The 16,350-nt window shown below is 70.8% G+C and carries 13 protein-coding genes; 6 read left to right on the top strand and 7 right to left on the bottom strand.

All coding sequences use genetic code 11. The features are described 5' to 3' along the window. Positions 1-39 precede the first annotated feature (39 nt). From AC1DZC_RS02075 to AC1DZC_RS02060, 4 genes are all read left to right on the top strand, one after another. On the top strand, positions 40-1,344 hold the full coding sequence (locus AC1DZC_RS02075; RefSeq protein ID WP_477038249.1) for an ABC transporter substrate-binding protein: 1,305 nt from the start codon (positions 40-42) through the stop codon (positions 1,342-1,344). A 100-nt stretch (positions 1,345-1,444) separates the two neighbouring features. Further along, a complete protein-coding gene (locus tag AC1DZC_RS02070; RefSeq protein ID WP_477038248.1) occupies positions 1,445-2,458 on the top strand; it encodes a carbohydrate ABC transporter permease in 1,014 nt (337 codons plus the stop codon). Continuing rightward, positions 2,455-3,414: a carbohydrate ABC transporter permease gene (locus tag AC1DZC_RS02065; protein WP_477038247.1), complete on the top strand. Its 960-nt coding sequence runs from the start codon at positions 2,455-2,457 to the stop codon at positions 3,412-3,414. The genes AC1DZC_RS02070 and AC1DZC_RS02065 overlap by 4 nt, the downstream gene beginning before the upstream one ends. Before the next feature lie 100 nt (positions 3,415-3,514). Next, a complete protein-coding gene (locus tag AC1DZC_RS02060) occupies positions 3,515-4,555 on the top strand; it encodes a LacI family DNA-binding transcriptional regulator (protein WP_477042048.1) in 1,041 nt (346 codons plus the stop codon). A 51-nt stretch (positions 4,556-4,606) separates the two neighbouring features. Here the strand turns inward: AC1DZC_RS02060 and AC1DZC_RS02055 are convergent, their stop codons facing one another. Then, entirely contained in the window at positions 4,607-7,849 is a 3,243-nt protein-coding gene (locus AC1DZC_RS02055; protein ID WP_477042047.1) for a proline dehydrogenase family protein, read from the bottom strand. Between the two features lie 169 nt (positions 7,850-8,018). Between AC1DZC_RS02055 and AC1DZC_RS02050 the strand changes: the two genes are divergently transcribed. Beyond that, entirely contained in the window at positions 8,019-9,287 is a 1,269-nt protein-coding gene (locus AC1DZC_RS02050) for a Glu/Leu/Phe/Val family dehydrogenase (RefSeq protein WP_477042046.1), read from the top strand. A gap of 36 nt (positions 9,288-9,323) precedes the next feature. After that, on the top strand, positions 9,324-10,364 hold the full coding sequence (locus tag AC1DZC_RS02045; RefSeq protein WP_477042045.1) for an LLM class flavin-dependent oxidoreductase: 1,041 nt from the start codon (positions 9,324-9,326) through the stop codon (positions 10,362-10,364). 131 nt (positions 10,365-10,495) lie between these two features. Here AC1DZC_RS02045 and AC1DZC_RS02040 read toward each other — a convergent pair whose 3' ends face one another. The 6 genes from AC1DZC_RS02040 to AC1DZC_RS02015 form a co-directional block, all read right to left on the bottom strand. After that, the gene (locus AC1DZC_RS02040; protein WP_477042044.1) at positions 10,496-10,855 is read right to left on the bottom strand and encodes an META domain-containing protein; all 360 of its coding nucleotides are present in this window, start codon (positions 10,853-10,855) and stop codon (positions 10,496-10,498) included. Between the two features lie 34 nt (positions 10,856-10,889). Further along, positions 10,890-11,585 (bottom strand): hydrogen peroxide-dependent heme synthase, encoded by a 696-nt coding sequence (hemQ, locus tag AC1DZC_RS02035; protein ID WP_477038241.1) that lies wholly within the window; start codon positions 11,583-11,585, stop codon positions 10,890-10,892. Between the two features lie 19 nt (positions 11,586-11,604). After that, on the bottom strand, positions 11,605-12,786 hold the full coding sequence (locus AC1DZC_RS02030; protein ID WP_477042134.1) for a ferrochelatase: 1,182 nt from the start codon (positions 12,784-12,786) through the stop codon (positions 11,605-11,607). Between the two features lie 85 nt (positions 12,787-12,871). Beyond that, the gene (locus AC1DZC_RS02025; protein ID WP_477038239.1) at positions 12,872-13,876 is read right to left on the bottom strand and encodes a carbohydrate ABC transporter permease; all 1,005 of its coding nucleotides are present in this window, start codon (positions 13,874-13,876) and stop codon (positions 12,872-12,874) included. Further along, on the bottom strand, positions 13,873-14,808 hold the full coding sequence (locus AC1DZC_RS02020; RefSeq protein WP_477038238.1) for a carbohydrate ABC transporter permease: 936 nt from the start codon (positions 14,806-14,808) through the stop codon (positions 13,873-13,875). Before AC1DZC_RS02020 ends, AC1DZC_RS02025 begins: the two co-directional genes overlap by 4 nt. 94 nt (positions 14,809-14,902) lie before the next feature. Next, positions 14,903-16,300, bottom strand: a complete 1,398-nt coding sequence (locus AC1DZC_RS02015) for an ABC transporter substrate-binding protein (protein WP_477042043.1) — start codon at positions 16,298-16,300, stop codon at positions 14,903-14,905. Between the last annotated feature and the right edge of the window lie 50 nt (positions 16,301-16,350).

The raw sequence follows: 16,350 nt of genomic DNA, 5'->3' as shown, positions 1-16,350 counted from the left end.
TTACGGCGAGGACGCCGTCCGACTGACAAGGGAGTCATTGTGCGCAAGACCTCTAGCAAGATGTGGGCGGCAGCTGCGGGTGTCGCCAGCATCACCCTGCTCGCCACGGCGTGTTCCTCCGGCGACGGCGGCAGCGACGACTCGTCGTCGGCCCCGTCGGACGAGAAGATCACGCTCTCCGTGGCGACGTTCAACGAGTTCGGCTACACCGACCTGTACAAGGAGTACATGGCGGACCACCCCAACGTGACGATCAAGAGCAACAAGATCGACACGTCGGACAACGCTCGTCTCGCCGTGCAGAACGCGATCGCCACCGACACCGTCGCGGACGACATCGTCGCCGCGGACGGCGACTGGATGCCCGAGCTGCTCGCATCCTCCGACTTCTTCCTGGACCTGGGCTCGGACACCGTGACGGACCGCTGGCCGGACTGGAAGACGGACATGGCCACGGACACCGACGGCAAGCTCATCGGCTACGGCACGGACTCGGGCCCCGAGGCCATCTGCTACCGCAAGGACCTCTTCGAGGCAGCCGGCCTGGCGAGCGACCGCGAGTCCGTCTCTCAGATGCTCGACGGTGACTGGGACAACTACTTCGCCGTCGGCCAGCAGTTCATGGCGTCGGCCCCCGCCGGTGTCGCCTGGTTCGACTCGATCGGCGCACTCTCGCAGGGCATGATCAACCAGCTCGAGGCCCCGTTCGAGGACCCCGAGACCGGCGAGATCACGGTGCTCGAGCCCGACTCTCCCACCCTGTCCGTCTACAACCAGCTCACCAGCCCTGAGGTCCTCGCCGAGTCGGCACACCTCAAGCAGTGGACGCCGGAGTGGAACGACGCCTTCAAGGGTGACAAGTTCGCCACGCAGCTGTGCCCGCCGTGGATGACGCAGATCATCGCCGGCAACGCGCCCGACCAGACCAACTGGGACGTCGCGGACGTCATGCCCGGTGGCGCCAGCAACTGGGGCGGCTCCTACCTCCTGGTTCCCGCGGACGGCAAGAACGCCGCCGCCGCCAAGGACCTGGCCGACTGGCTGACCGCTCCGGAGCAGGCCGCCAAGGTCTTCACCACCTTCGGCAACTTCCCGAGCCAGACCGAGGCCACGACGAACGCCGACGTGGTCGCCAAGACGGACCCGTACTTCAACGACGCTCCGACCGGTGAGATCTTCTCCAACCGGTTCGCGCCGATCGCGACCCAGCCGTACCGCGGTGAGCAGTACTTCCCGATCAACGCCGCCCTCGGCGACGCGTACACCCGGGTCGACGTCGACAAGACCGACGACGCCGCCTCGTCCTGGGCCAAGTTCGAGACCGCGGTCAACGACCTCGGCTGACGACACAGTGTGAGCACCGGGGCCGGGAGGGCTGTCCCACCCGGCCCCGGTGTGCCACCGTCGTCCTGCTCGAACCCGTCCAGCACGCGAAGGACAAGCAATGACCAGCACCCGAACCCCGAACCTTGCGGGGTCCACGGCCGGCGACGCGCCGAGCAGGACTCCGCGCCGCGCCGGCTTCTCCCAGACACTCGGGCGCTGGGACGTCAAGCTCTCGCCCTACCTGTACATCTCGCCGTTCTTCCTGCTCTTCATCGTCGTCGGACTGTTCCCGCTGTTCTACACAGCGTTCGTGTCCGTGCACGAGTGGGGGCTGCTCAAGGGCCAGGGCGACTACGTCGGGCTCGAGAACTTCTCGACGGTCCTGCACCAGGAGATCTTCTGGAAGTCCGTCCGTAACACCCTCAGCATCTTCCTGCTGAGCTCGATCCCGCAGATCGCCATCGCCCTGGTGATCGCCGCGATCCTCGACGCGAACCTGCGCGCCAAGACGTTCTGGCGCATGGGCGTGCTCGTCCCCTACGTCGTCGCACCGGTCGCCGTCGCCCTGATCTTCGGGCAGATGTTCGCGGACCAGTCCGGCATCATCAACCAGATCCTGCGCGACCTCGGCTTCGAGGGCGTCCGCTGGCACGCCGAGGTCCTCCCCAGCCACGTGGCCATCGCGACGATGGTCAACTTCCGCTGGACCGGCTACAACACCCTCATCCTCCTGGCGGCGATGCAGGCCATCCCGCGGGACATCTACGAGGCGGCGCTCATCGACGGCGCCAACCGGGTCCGACAGTTCTTCTCGGTCACCATCCCGATGCTGCGCCCCGCGATCATCTTCGTGATCATCACGTCGACCATCGGCGGCCTGCAGATCTTCGACGAGCCCCGCATGTTCGACCAGGACGGCCGCGGCGGCTCCGACCAGCAGTACCTCACCGTGACCAACTACATCTACCAGCTCGGCTGGGCGCAGAAGAACTTCGGTCGCGCCGCCGCCGTCGCCTGGTTGCTGTTCGTGATCATCGTCATCATCGGCATCGTCAACTACCTGATCACGCGACGGATCTCCTCCGAGCAACAAGGTGGCAAGAAGAAGAACAGGAAGAGGGTCGGCGCATGAGCGTCATGGGAGCCGGCGCCGGCGGCGAGATGGGCGGCGCGCCGTCCGTCGCGGCGATCGAGCAGTTCGCCGGCAGGGGCGCGGCCCGCAGCGCGGCGCGCAGGCGCGGCCGCGCGGTCCCTGAGGGCGGCACGCAGCGTCGGCCGCGGTGGCTCACCTACGTGCTGCTGACGATCGTCATCATCATCTCGTTCTACCCGCTCTACTACGCGTTCCTCCTCGCGTCGTCGACGGCCCCGGACATCGCGCGGCACCCGATCCCGTCGCTGATCCCCGGCAGCCACTTCTTCGACAACGTGAGCCGCGTCCTGGAGTCCGGCGTCCCGTTCACGCAGGCCGTGATCAACTCGGTGATCATCGCCGTGATCATGTCCCTGTCGGTGGTGTTCTTCTCGACGCTGGCCGGGTTCTCGTTCGCGAAGCTGCGGTTCAAGGGTCGCGCTCCGCTGCTGGTCTTCGTCATCGCGACCACCGCGGTCCCCACCCAGCTCGGCGTCGTGCCGCTGTTCCTCGTCATGAAGCAGCTGCACTGGATCGGCCAGATCCAGGCCGTCATCGTGCCCGGCCTGGTCACCGCGTTCGGCGTGTTCTGGATGACCCAGTACCTCGAGCAGGCGCTGCCCTACGAGCTCATCGAGGCCGCCCGCGTCGACGGGGCGTCCATGCTCCGGACGTTCTGGAGCATCGCGCTCCCGGCGGCCCGCCCCGCGGCGACCATGCTGGCGCTCTTCACGTTCGTGGCGTCGTGGACGAACTACTTCTGGCCCTTCATCGTCCTGGGCTCGAAGAACCCGACGCTGCCGATCGCGCTCCAACAGCTGCAGGCCGCCTACTTCAAGGACATGTCGCTGATCATGGCCGGCGTCGTCCTGTCGGTGATCCCGCTGCTCATCCTGTTCGTCATCGCCGGGCGGCAGCTCGTCGCCGGGATCATGCAAGGTGCGGTCAAGGGCTGAGCAACCGTGGCAGGCTGACGCGACGGACCAGGACACTGGTCCCACGCGTCCGGCCGGTACGCCGTCGCTGCTCACGCAGCCTAAGGAGGGAAGACCAACGGTGGTCGAGAACGTGACGCAGCAGATCGACGACGGGCGGCCTCCCGCGCCGACGCTCGAGCAGGTGGCGGAGCGCGCAGGGGTGTCTCGTTCGACCGCGTCGCGCGCGATCAACGGAGGCCTGCGCGTCTCCCCAGAGGCCCTCGCCTCGGTCGAGATGGCCGTCGCCGACCTCGGCTACACGCCCAACCGTGCTGCCCGCTCGCTGGTCACCCGTCGCACGGACTCGATCGCCCTCGTCGTGCCCGAGCCCGACGAGCGCGTCCTGTCCGACCCGTTCTTCGCCGGCACCCTGAACGGCCTGAGCACCTCGCTGGCCGACTCCGACGTGCAGGTCGTCCTGGTCATCGCCCGCCCCGGCGACTCCGAGCGCACCGTCCGCTACCTGCGCAACGGGCACGTCGACGGCGCGATCGTCGTCTCCCACCACCGCAACGACGAGCTCGACCGCGCCCTGCAGGCCTCGCGCGTGCCGAACGTTTTCGTCGGTCGCCCGCTGTCCGCCGACGACCGCGGCGTCCAGTACGTCGACACCGACAACGTCGAGGGCGGCCGCATCGCCACCCAGCACCTGATCGAGCGCGGCTACAAGCGCATCGGCACCATCGCCGGCCCGCAGGACATGTCCGGTGGGATCGACCGCCTCACCGGCTGGCGCAGCGCCATGGCGGCGTCCGGGATGGCCGACGACGCCGTCGCCTACGGTGACTTCACGCTGGCCTCCGGCGCGGCCGCCGCCCGCGAGATCCTCGCGCAGCACCCCGACCTCGACGCGCTGTTCATCGCCTCCGACCTCATGGCCGCCGGCGCCCTGGGCGTGCTGGCCGAGCTGGGCAAGGACGTGCCCGGCGACATGGCCGTGGTCGGCTACGACAACCTGGGCGTCGCCGCCTCGACCGTCCCGCCGCTGACGTCGGTCATCCAGCCCGTCGTCGCCATGGCCCGCGCCGCCGGCGCCCGCCTCCTCGCGCAGCTCAACGGCGCTCCCCCGACGGAGCCGCTGATCTTCGCGCCCGAGCTGGTCATCCGCGCGTCGGCGTAGGCCCTCGGCCCGCGCTCAGCGCGAGCGTGTCGTCGTGCGGAACGCACGACCTCACGACGGCTCGGCCCGGTTCGGCGGGACGTGGCCGAAGCGGTGCAGGGTGCGGCTGACGGCCTGTTCGCGGACCACGGTCAACAGCTCGCGGGCCGCGGACGCCACGACCGGCGCGTCCAGCACCGTCACGTCGCCGAGGCGGGTCACCGCGGCCTCGCGCAGGCCGGGTGCCTCGCCGACGACGCGGATGCGGCCCGTGACCCAGCCGTCGCGGACGCGCCCGGCGAACGTCTCGTGGGGCTCGTGCGCGAGCTCGCTGACCGAGACCCGGACGCCGGCCGTCGCGGCGGCGTGCCGGACGCGCTCCACCTCGACCGGCCGCGCACCGGAACCCACCCGGATCGTCAGCAGCGGGACGGGGCGGTAGCGCAGGATGTTCGCCTCGACGCGAAGGTCGGACGGGTCGTGCTCGACCGAGAACTGCGAGGCCCACAGGCGCTCGTCGTCTGCTGCGGCCCAGGCCAACCAGTGGTCGTCGGACACCGGGACCTCGGCGGAGTCCGCCCACGACCCGATCTGCGCGACGTAGTGCGGGCCGCCGGCCTTGGCGCCGGGGCCGACGGTCGAGGCCTTCCAGCCGCCGAAGGGCTGGCGCCGGACGATCGCGCCGGTGATGTGCCGGTTGACGTAGGCGTTGCCGACCTCGACGCGGGAGAGCCACTGCTCGATCTCGGCCTCCTCGAGCGAGTGCAGCCCGCCGGTCAGGCCGAACGGCACGGCGTTCTGGGCCTCGATCGCCGCGTCGAGCGTCTCCACGAACATGATCCCGAGCACCGGACCGAAGCACTCGGTGGTGTGGAACCACGAGCCGCGCTGGACGCCGAACTTCACGCCGGGCGACCACAGGCGACCCTCGTCGTCGAGCCGGCGGGGCGTGACCAGCCAGGACTCCCCCGGCTCCAGCGTCGTCAGGGCGCGCAGGAGCTTGCCGCTCGCCGGCTCGGTCAGCGGCCCGACGGCGTTGCCGAGGTCGGTGGCCGGGCCGACGCGCAGCGACGAGACGGAGTCGGCGAGCTGGCGGCGCAGGCGGTCGGAGCGTCCGGCGGTGCCGACGAGGATCGCGAGCGACGCGGCCGAGCACTTCTGGCCGGCGTGCCCGAACGCGGACTTCACCAGGTCGGCGACCGCGAGATCGACGTCCGCAGACGGTGTGATGACCAGGGCGTTCTTGCCGGAGGTCTCGGCGTAGACGTCCAGAGACGGACGCCAGCCGGCGAACAGCCGGGCGGTCTCGATGGACCCGGTCAGCAGCACGCGCGACACCGACGGGTGCGTGACCAGGTGCTGGCCGACCGCCCCCTCGGGGCTGAGCACCACGGTGAGCGCGCCCGGCGCGTCCAGCCCCCGCTGGATCGCGGCCATCGCGACCTGCCCGCACAGCGGCGTCTGCGGCGCGGGCTTCACGATCACCGGGCTGCCGGCGGCGAGCGACGCGAGCACCGAACCGACCGGGATCGCGACCGGGAAGTTCCACGGCGGGGTCACCACCGAGATGCCGGCCGGGGTGTGCACGGCTCCGCGCACGTCCGCGAGCGCAGCGGCCGAGTCCGCGTAGTAGCGGGCGAAGTCGACGGCCTCGCTGACCTCGGGGTCGGCCTCGGCGACGGTCTTGCCGGCCTCGTGGACCATCGCCGCGACGAGGTCCGCGCGGGCCTCCTCGAGCGACTCGGCGACCCGGTGCAGGGCCTTGGCCCGGTCGGCGGGCGAGACCGAGGCCCAGGAGAGACCGACGTTCGCGACGACCTCGTCGACCTCCTCCACGGACGACACGACCACCGCACCGGGCGGCGCGTCGATCTCGCGCTCGACGATCCCCCGCGCCCACGCCCGCGCGAGCGCGGCGGCGGGGTCGGTGTCGGGGGTATTGGCGAACGCGTCGGAGAGGTCGAGCGCGGGGCGGGCCACGCGGCGGGGCGCGGTCGGCGGGAGCAGCCGGTCCCGGTACGCGACGCGGAAGGCCGACTCCTGGGCATCCATCGCGGCGTCGTCGGCGAACAGGGCGTGCAGGAAGTTCTGGCTCGCCGAGTTCTCCTCGAGCCGCCGCACCAGGTAGGCGATGGCGACGTCGAAGTCGTGCCGTGCGACCACCGGCGTGTAGAGCAGGACCGAGCCCACGGTGTCGCGGACCGCGCGGGCCTGCGCCGGGGCCATGCCCTGCAGCATCTCGACGTCGAGGGCCTCGCCGACCCCGCGCTCCTGCGCGAGGAGGTGCGCCGCGGCGACGTGGAAGAGGTTGTGGCTGGCGACGCCGACGCGCAGGTGGCGGGTGCGCTCGGGCGACAGGGAGCGGTCGACGAGCCGCAGGTAGGCGGCGTCGACGTCGGCCTTGGACGTGTAGGGCGCCTGCGGCCAGCCGTGCAGCTCGGACTCCACCTGCTCCATCGCGAGGTTGGCGCCCTTGACCAGCCGCACCTTGAGGCGGGCGTCGCCGGTGCGTCCCCCGGCGACGGAGGTCAGCTCGTCGAGCGCGTCGGACGCGTCCGGCAGGTACGCCTGCAGCACGATCCCCATCGGGGCGTCCTTCAGCAGCGGGTCCGACGCCAGCCGCTCGAACACCCGGATGGTGAGCGCGAGGTCGCGGTACTCCTCCATGTCGAGGTTGAGGAATGTCCCGTGAGCCGCGGCCGTCAGGTACAGCGGCCGCAGCCGCTCGACCACGCGCGCGACCGACCCCTCGGTGTCCCACGTCGACAGCTGGCTGGCCACGGCGGAGACCTTGACGGACACGTAGTCGACGTCCGGACGCTCGACCAGCGCGGTGACCCGCGCGAGCCGCGCGGCGGCCTCCCGCTCCCCCAGCACGGCCTCGCCCAGGAGGTTGAGGTTCAGCCGGAAGCCGTCGGCGCGCGTCCGGGCGAGGTGCTTGGCCAGCCCCGGTCCGTCGTCGGCGACGAGGTGCCCGACGAGCGACCTCAGGCGCTCCCGAGCCGCGGGCACGACGACCGACGGCAGCATCGGTCCGACCCGCGACCCGAGCCCGAGCATCGCCTTGTCGGCACGGCCGAGGAACCCCGCCGACGACGCGCTCAGCTCGGCCAGCTCACGCGCCGCGACCCGCACGTCCTGCGGTCGCGCCACCCGGTCGACGAACCGCACCGCGAGCTCCAGCCCGGCGGGATCGGCGACGAGGTCGGCCAGCCGGCCGGTCGTCCTGCGCTCGCGTGAGGTCTGCCCCTGCTCCGTCGCCGACAGCCACTGCCGAGCCAGCCGGACTGCATCGTTCGAGACGTCCTGCGACATGCCGCTCCTTCGTCGGGGTCCGGTCCAGTCTCAGGCCTGCGGCGTCGAAGGGCCAGATCAGCGCCCGATACCGCCCGAGTTCACGCGACCGCTTCCGAGGCTTGGACATCCACGGCTCGCCCCTCGGGCCTCCCTGGCGTCCGACGCCGACAGTGACAGGGTGTCCCACGTGACCGACCTCACAGAGACCCCAGAACCGGCCAGCCCGCTCGACACCGCCAAGGCGCAGCTCGCGTCCGCGGTCGAGATCCTGGGCTATGGCGATGGCCTGCACCAGATGCTCGCCACCCCTCGTCGCGAGATGAACGTGGCCGTCCCGCTGCGGCGCGACGACGGCGAGATCGAGCTGTTCATGGGGTACCGCGTCCAGCACAACATCTCGCGCGGGCCGGGCAAGGGCGGGCTGCGGTACTCGTCGTCGGTGGACGTGGACGAGGTCCGCGCGCTGGCGATGTGGATGACCTGGAAGTGTGCGGTCGTCGACGTGCCGTACGGGGGCGCCAAGGGCGGCGTGACGATCGACCCGCGGGAGCACTCGCAGCAGGAGCTCGAGCGTGTGACCCGGCGCTACACCAGCGAGATCATGCCGATCATCGGCCCCGAGCGGGACATCATGGCGCCGGACATCGGCACCGACGAGCAGACCATGGCGTGGGTCATGGACACGTACTCGGTGAGCCAGGGCTACACGATCCCCGGCGTGACCACCGGCAAGCCCGTCGCCGTCGGCGGGTCGCTGGGCCGGGCCACCGCGACGTCGCGCGGTGTGGTGCACGCGGCCGCGGCGGCACTCGGCGACGCGGGCGTGCAGCTCAACGAGGTGAGCGCGGCCGTCCAGGGGTTCGGCAAGGTCGGGTCGCACGCGGCGCGTTTCCTGCACGACGCCGGGACGCGCGTGGTCGCGGTCTCCGACGAGACCGGCGGGGTGTTCCGCAGCGACGGGCTCGACGTCTCGGCGCTGACCCGGCACGTCCAGCTCACCGGTCACGTCGTCGGCTTCGACGGCGGTGACCCGATCGACAACACCGAGCTGCTGGCCCTCGACGTGGACGTGCTCGTCCCGGCTGCGGTCGAGGGCGTGATCGACGCGGAGACCGCGGTGAACGTCAAGGCACGCTGGGTGGTCGAGGGCGCCAACGGTCCGACGACGGCCGAGGGCGACCGCATCCTCGGCGAGCGCGGCGTCGTCGTCGTGCCCGACATCCTGGCCAACGCCGGCGGTGTCGTCGTCTCCTACTTCGAGTGGGTGCAGGCCAACCAGGCGTACTGGTGGACCGAGCGCGAGATCGAGGACCGCCTCGAGCACCGCATAGTCACGGCGCACCGGGCCGTCGCGGCGCTCGCGCAGGCCGAGGGGATCTCGCTGCGGGACGCGGCGCTGACCATCGGGGTCCGACGGGTCGCCGAGGCCCACCAGATCCGGGGTCTGTACCCGTAAGGGAGTACAGACGGGGGTGCGGACGTTGCGACAGACGTGACCTTCGCACCCCTCTCCGTCCTCGACACCGCACCCGTCTCCGCCGGCCAGTCCTCGGGCGACGCCCTCGCCGCGTCCACCGCCCTGGCCCGCACCGCCGAGGCGGCCGGCTACCAGCGGTTCTGGGTGGCCGAGCACCACTCGATGGCTGCGGTGGCCTCGACGTCCCCGGGCGTGCTCATCGCGCACCTCGCGGCCTCGACGTCCTCGATCCGCGTCGGCTCGGGTGGCGTGATGCTGCCCAACCACCCGTCGCTCGTGGTCGCCGAGCAGTTCGCGATGCTCGAGGCGCTGCACCCCGGACGCATCGACCTCGGCATCGGCCGCGCTCCCGGTGCCGACCCGATGACCGCCGCGGCGCTCCGTCGGACGGTCGACGGGCTGGGCGCCGAGGACTTCCCCGCCGAGCTCATCGACGTGCTCGTGCTGCTCGGCGTCTCGGTGAACGGCCACGCCGGCTCCCTACGGGCCTCCCGGCTCTCCGCGACGCCCGCCGCGACCTCCGCCCCGGAGGTCTGGCTGCTCGGGTCGTCGCTGTTCAGCGCGCAGCTCGCGGGCCAGCTCGGCCTGCCGTTCTCGTACGCCAACCACTTCAACACCGGCCTGACGCTGCAGGCGGCCGCGGCCTACCGGGACGCCTTCCGACCGTCGCCCGTGCTCGACCAGCCGCACCTCATGGTCTCGGCGTCGGTGCTCGTCGCGGGATCCGACGAGGAGGCGCACTACCTGGCCGGCCCGAGCCGTGTGATGGCCCTGTCGTTGCGCTCCGGCCGACCGCTCGGCCCGATCGTCTCTCCGCAGGACGCCGCCGCCGTCCTCGCCGAGATCGACCCGGTGCAGGCCGCGGAGTTCTTCGAGAAGTTCCCCGGCACGCAGATCGCGACGACGGCGGACCGCGCCACCGAGGCGCTGGCGGCGCTGGTCGAGCGGACCGCCGCCGACGAGCTGATGATCACCGGCACCGCGTTCGACATCGCGACCCGCCAGCACACGGTCGAGGCCATCGCCTCCCGCTGGCCGGCCCGCGTCACTGCCTGACGCGCGCGCCTGTCTCGCCGCACTGGGGACACAGGTGCACGCGTGGGGCACCAGCGGTGGCTCAGGAGGGCGCACGCGTCCCAGGTGCGGCTAGGTACGAGCGGGCCGACGAAGGTCGGACGCCGCGTGCCCTAGACCCGACGGTCTCCTGCGTGCTCGTCGCGGACCAGCGTGGCCGCGCCGCCCGAGCCGTCCATCTCGATCGTGTCGCCGTCGGGGGCGATCACCTCGACGGGGTCGCCGACGAGACGCAGGATCCGCTGCTCGCACGTCATCGCCTCAGGCGGTCCGGCCATCATCGTCGAGACCATCGGCCCGAAGACGAGCCGTGTGCCGACGAGCTCCCACGTGCCTCGCACGCGGTTGACCCCGGCGTCCCCGTAGACCACGCCGTCCCCGTCGAACGTCAGGAAGGGCGCCGAGCGCAGCCCCGCCGTGACGTCGGCACCCTGCACCGCCGTGAACCGCCATGTCCCCGCGAGGTCGACCATGAGGCCGATCCTGCCACCGCGCGCGGGGAAAGGCTCAGCCCCTGGGCTGCCGGTCCGCCCAGGCCTCGAGCGTGACGCGCGGGCCCGTGTAGAACGGGATCTCCTCGCGCACGTGCCGGCGCGCGTCCGTGGCACGCAGGTCGCGCATGAGGTCGACGATGCGGTGCAGCTCGGCGGCCTCGAACGCGAGGATCCACTCGTAGTCGCCGAGCGCAAAGGCGGAGACCGTGTTCGCGCGGACGTCCGCGTAGCCCCGGGCCGCCTGCCCGTGCTCGACGAGCATGCGTCGGCGGTCGTCCTCGGGCAGCACGTACCAGTCGTAGGACCGCACGAACGGGTAGACGCAGATGTAGTCGCCGGCGGGCTCACCCGCCAGGAACGCGGGGACGTGGGACCGGTTGAACTCGGCCGGGCGGTGCAGCCCGACCACCGACCACACGGGCAGCAGGTGGCGCCCCAGGTCGCTCGCGCGGAACCGCTGGTAGGCGCCCTGGACCTCCTCGACGGTCTCGGCGTGCCACCAGACCATGAGGTCGGCGTCCGCCCGCAGACCGGCGACGTCGTACCAGCCGCGGATCACCAGGCCGTCGTCGGACACGGCCTTCAGGGCGTCCGAGATCAGCTCCGCACGCTCGCGGTCGCTCTCGGGCAGCACCTCCTCGAGCGCGAAGACGGTCCACATCGTGTATCGGACGGTCGCGTTCAGGGCCTCGGCGTCGTCGTGCGTCATCGCAGGGATCTCCAGTGCGTCAGGACAGCGGGTCGGTCGAGCAGGCGGCAGGGATGCCGGTCGGCTGGCCGGCGCGCATCAGGCAGCAGCCGGGCCGGCAGACGTCGCGGAAGGCGGAGTAGCTGCCGACGGCGACGGGCGCTTCCGGCTCGGCGCCGGCGTCGTGGGCGCGCGCGGTGGTGGCGCGCTCGACGACGAGGTCGACGAGCCCCCGCACGAACGGCTCGCGCACCCCGACCGAGTCGGCACGGACGGCGACGAGCCCGAGCTGCGCCGCGGTCTCGAGCGCCTCGGTGTCGAGGTCGAACGCGACCTCCATGTGGTCGGAGACGAACCCGATCGGCGACAGGACGACCGCGGTGACGCCGTCGGCGGCCAGGGCCGTGAGGTGGTCGTTGACGTCGGGCTCGAGCCACGGCTGGCTGGGCGGGCCGGACCGCGAGCAGTACGCGAGGTCCCAGGTGAGCGGGTGCCCCAGCCGCTCGGCGGCACCGGCGGCGACGAGCGCCGCGACGTCCAGGTGCTGTGCGCTGTAGGACGCGCCGGAGACCGCGGACGCCTCCTCCATCGTGTCCGGGATGGAGTGCGTGACGAACACGAGCCGCGCGTCCGCCGGCGCCGTGTCGTACGCCTCGACGACCGCGTCGATGTTCGCCTGCACGAAGCCCGGGTGGTTGAAGTAGGAGTGGACCTTGTCGACGACGAGCGGGTGCTCGCCGTCGGAGAGGCCGACGTCCACGCTCAGCTCGTCGAGGGACGCCCAGAGGTTCTCGCGGTACTGGCGGCAGCCCGAGTAGGACGAGTACGCGCTGGTCACGAGCGCGAGCAGGCGCTGCGCGCCGTCGGCGTGCGCGGCCGAGAGCGCGTCTCTGGTGTACGGCGTCCAGTTGCGGTTGCCCCACACGACCGGGAGGTCGATGCCCCGCCGGGCGAGCTCGGCCTCGAGCGCCTTCTTCAGCGCGAGGTTCTGGCCGTTGATCGGGCTGGCGCCGCCGAAGTGGTGGTAGTGCTCGGCGACCACCGCGAGACGCTCGTCGGGGATGTTCTTGCCGGCGGTGACGTTGCGCAGGAACGGCAGGACGTCGTCGGGACCGTCGGGGCCACCGAACGAGAAGAGCAGCAGCGCGTCGTACGGGGCGACGGGGCTGGCGGTGGACGGGGGCGTGCTCACTGCAGTGTCGGGAACCACGGCATCGATCATCGCACCGCGCACCCACGAGCCCGGCGGTGAGCCCACCGCCGGGCGCGTGAGATTGTCGGGACGCGCTGTCAGAATCGCGTGGGCGTCAGCCCTTGACCGCTCCACCGAGGCCGGCGCCCCGCAGGAACATCCGCTGGAAGATCAGGAACATGAGGATCGGGATGACGGTGGCGATCGCGTAGGCGGCCATGAGCGTGCCCTTGTCCGTGGTCGCCTCGATGGACGGGAGTCGCACGGAGAGCGGCTGCAGGTCGGGGTTGCGCAGGACGAGCAGCGGCCACAGGAAGTCCTTCCACGAGGCGATGACCGCGAACACGGACACCACGCCGAGGATGGGCTTGCTCATCGGCAGCACGATCGACCAGAACAGCCGGAACGGACCGGCCCCGTCCACCTTGGCGGCCTCGAACACCTCTCGCGGGAGGTTGTCGAAGAACCGCGCCACCAGCACGACGTTGAACGCGCTGGCGCCCGCGGGCAGCCAGACGGCCCAGTACGAGTTCACCAGCGAGTGATCGATCAGCGGCGGGTGAAGGATGATCAGGTACAGCGGCACCAGCAGCACCACGGCCGGCACGAACAGCGTGGCCAGCACGAGGCCCTGCGCGTACTTGGCCCAGCCCGGGCGCAGGACCGACAGGACGAACCCGCCGGTCGTCGCGACGAGCAGCTGCATGGCCCACGACCCGATCGCCAGCACGACGGTGTTGACGAAGTACTTGCTGATGTCGATGCCGTACCAGGCCTCGTGCAGGTTGGACCACTTCACGCCGTTCGGGAAGAACGCGAGCGGCTCGCTCAGGATGTCGATCGTCGGGGTGATCGCGAACTTGGCGAGCAGGAGCAGCGGGCCGACGCACACGACGACCAGCAGGATCAGGAGCACGACGTGGATGGTCCGCCAGGTCCGTCGGACGCGGGGCCGGCGCCAGTCGGCGACCGACAGGGCGCTGCGGTCGGCGGTGTCGCCCTTGGTGGCCTTGCGCCGGACCGTCGGTTCCTGCGTCGGGAGCGCGCCGCCCTCGTCGACCGGCGTCTCGGACGCCTCGGGCAGGGGGACGCTGCCGGGGGTGGGAGTGGTGGTGGTCACGAGGTGCTCCAGCTACGGGTGATGCGGAAGTAGATGAGGGACATCACGGCCAGGAACACCGCGAGCATCAGGCTCAGCGCCGTCGCCATGCCGTAGTTGCCGCCCAGGCTGTTCTGGAAGGCGTACCTGTACACGAGGAGCAGGACGGTGACGGTCGCGTTGGCCGGACCACCGCCGGTGAACAGGTAGGGCTCCAGGAACACCTGGGCCGTCCCGATGATCTGCAGGATGAAGGTGATGAGCAGGACGCCGCGCAGCTGCGGCATCGTGACGTGCCAGATCTTGCCCCAGATGGACGCACCGTCGACCTCGGCGGCGTCGTACAGCTCGGTGGGCACGCTGGTGAGGGCGGCCAGGTAGATGATCACCGTTCCACCGGCCGCGGCCCAGGTGGCCTCGAGCACCAGCGACGGCATGGCCGACGTCGCGCTCTGCAACCAGGGTTGGGGTGGTATCCCGACGTAGCCGATGATCGTGTTGAACACGCCCTCGGGCCGCGGGTCGTAGAAGAACTTCCACAGCAGCACCGCGACCACCGGCGGCACGACGACGGGCAGGTAGGCCAGGGCCGAGAAGATCCCCTTGCCTCGCCGCACCTCGCTCATGAGCACCGCCGCGATCAGCGGGACCGGGTAGCCGAAGATGAGGGCGAGCACCGCGAAGTACGCGGTGTTCCGGATCGCGATCGGGAGCACCGGGTCCGCGAAGACGCGCTCGAAGTTCTGCAGGCCCACCCACGACGTCGTGATGAGGTTCGTCTTCTGGAAGCTCATGACGACGGCCTTGACGATCGGCGCCCACGAGAACACCCCGAAGATCACCAGCATGGGGAGCGCGAACAGCAGCGTGGTCAGGCCGCCGCCACGTACCCAGGTGACCGGGGAGCGTCTGCGTTCCCGGCGCTTGTCGACGACGGCGTCGGTGGTGGTCATCGGGTCCTTCTCTCGGTGCGTGTCGTTCGGTAGTCGGACGATCCAACGGTGCCCGGCCGGAGCGCAAGCTCCGACCGGGCACCGTCGTGGTGGGTCAGCCCGCCTGGTCGATCAGGGTCTGCGACTGCTCGTTCGCGTCAGCGAGGAGCTTGTCCAGGTCGACGCTCGGGTCGGTCATGACCGCCTGGACGATCGGGAACAGCAGCCCGTAGGTGTCCTGCGTGGCACGAGCGGCCTCGGGGATGACCGGCTGCGTGAACATGACGTCGGTGTAGCCCGTCATGTGGTCGAGCGGGACGTTGATGTAGTCCTTGATCCACTCCAGCGAGGTGTTGTACTGGTCCTTGCTGAAGATCGGCAGGGTCGGCGTGCCGACGGCTTGCGGCGGGGACTGCTCGGCGAGGATCTTGGCGTCCGCGACGGCCTGGTCCTGGTCGACCAGCTTGGACAGGTACCAGAAGTCGATCCACTTGACGGCGGCGTCCTTCTCCGCGTCGGTCGCGTTCGGGTCGACGGCTGCGTAGGTACCGCCGCCGAGCGTGCCCGAACCCTCACCGGCCGTGGGAAGTGCCGTCAGCCCGTAGTCCAGGTTGTCCGCCGTGACGCCGTTGTTCTGCACCAGGGCGGTGTAGATGTCCGAGCCCGACGTGTACATGGCGAACTGGCCGGCCGCGAAGTCACCGTTGATGTCGCCCCAGCCGAGCTGCGTGTTCTCGAACAGCGAGCCGTCGGTCTTGAGGTCGCCCAGGAACTGCAGCGACTCCTTGACGGCCGGGTCCGTGAGCGTGGCCTTGTACTTGTCGTCCTCGAGCACCTGCGTGCGACCACCGCGCGAGTAGGCCGCAGCGGTCAGCTGCCAGCCGCCCGCGTTGTCCAGCGCCATCATCGCGTAGCCCGGCACGCCGGTCTTGTCGTGGATGGTCTTGGAGTACTCGCGGACCTCGTCCCACGTCGTCGGCGGCTTGTCCGGGTCCAGTCCGGCGTCCGAGAACAGCTTGCGGTTGTAGTGCAGGGCGACCGCGTAGATCGACTTGGCCGGGACGGCGTAGATCTTGCCGTCGTCGCTCAGGCCGGCCGCGAGGACCTGCTCGTTGAAGTCGCCCGCGTAGGGCAGCTGCTGCACCTGCGCGTCGATGTCGGCGATCTGCCCGTTCTGGATCAGCGTCTTGGTGTCCGTGGCGGGGACCTCGAAGACCGTCGGCAGCGTGCCACCGGCGAGGTCGGCGGCGAACGTCGACGCGAGCCAGTTGTACTCCTGCGTCTCGATCTTGATGTCCGGGTACTTCTCCTCGAACTGCGTCACGCGCTCGTTGAGCGCGTCGACCGCGGTCTGCTCGGCTCCCGGCTGCAGGCCGGCGACCGTGATGGTCACCTTGCTGTCGCTGGATGCGGACGAGTCGTCGCCCGAGTCGTCGTTCGAGCTGCACGCGGCCAGCAGGCCGATGGACAGCACACCGGCCATGGCGAGCGCGGTGGTGCGTGAGGACCTCATCGTCACTCCTTCGGGAGAGGTTCCGTGCCCGGCGGGATGCCGGTTCGGAG

Source organism: Cellulomonas sp. P2_B4 (genome assembly GCF_056404795.1).
The sequence above is the reverse complement of the archived record's forward strand: the minus strand, read 5'-3'. Positions and strand labels throughout refer to the sequence as shown.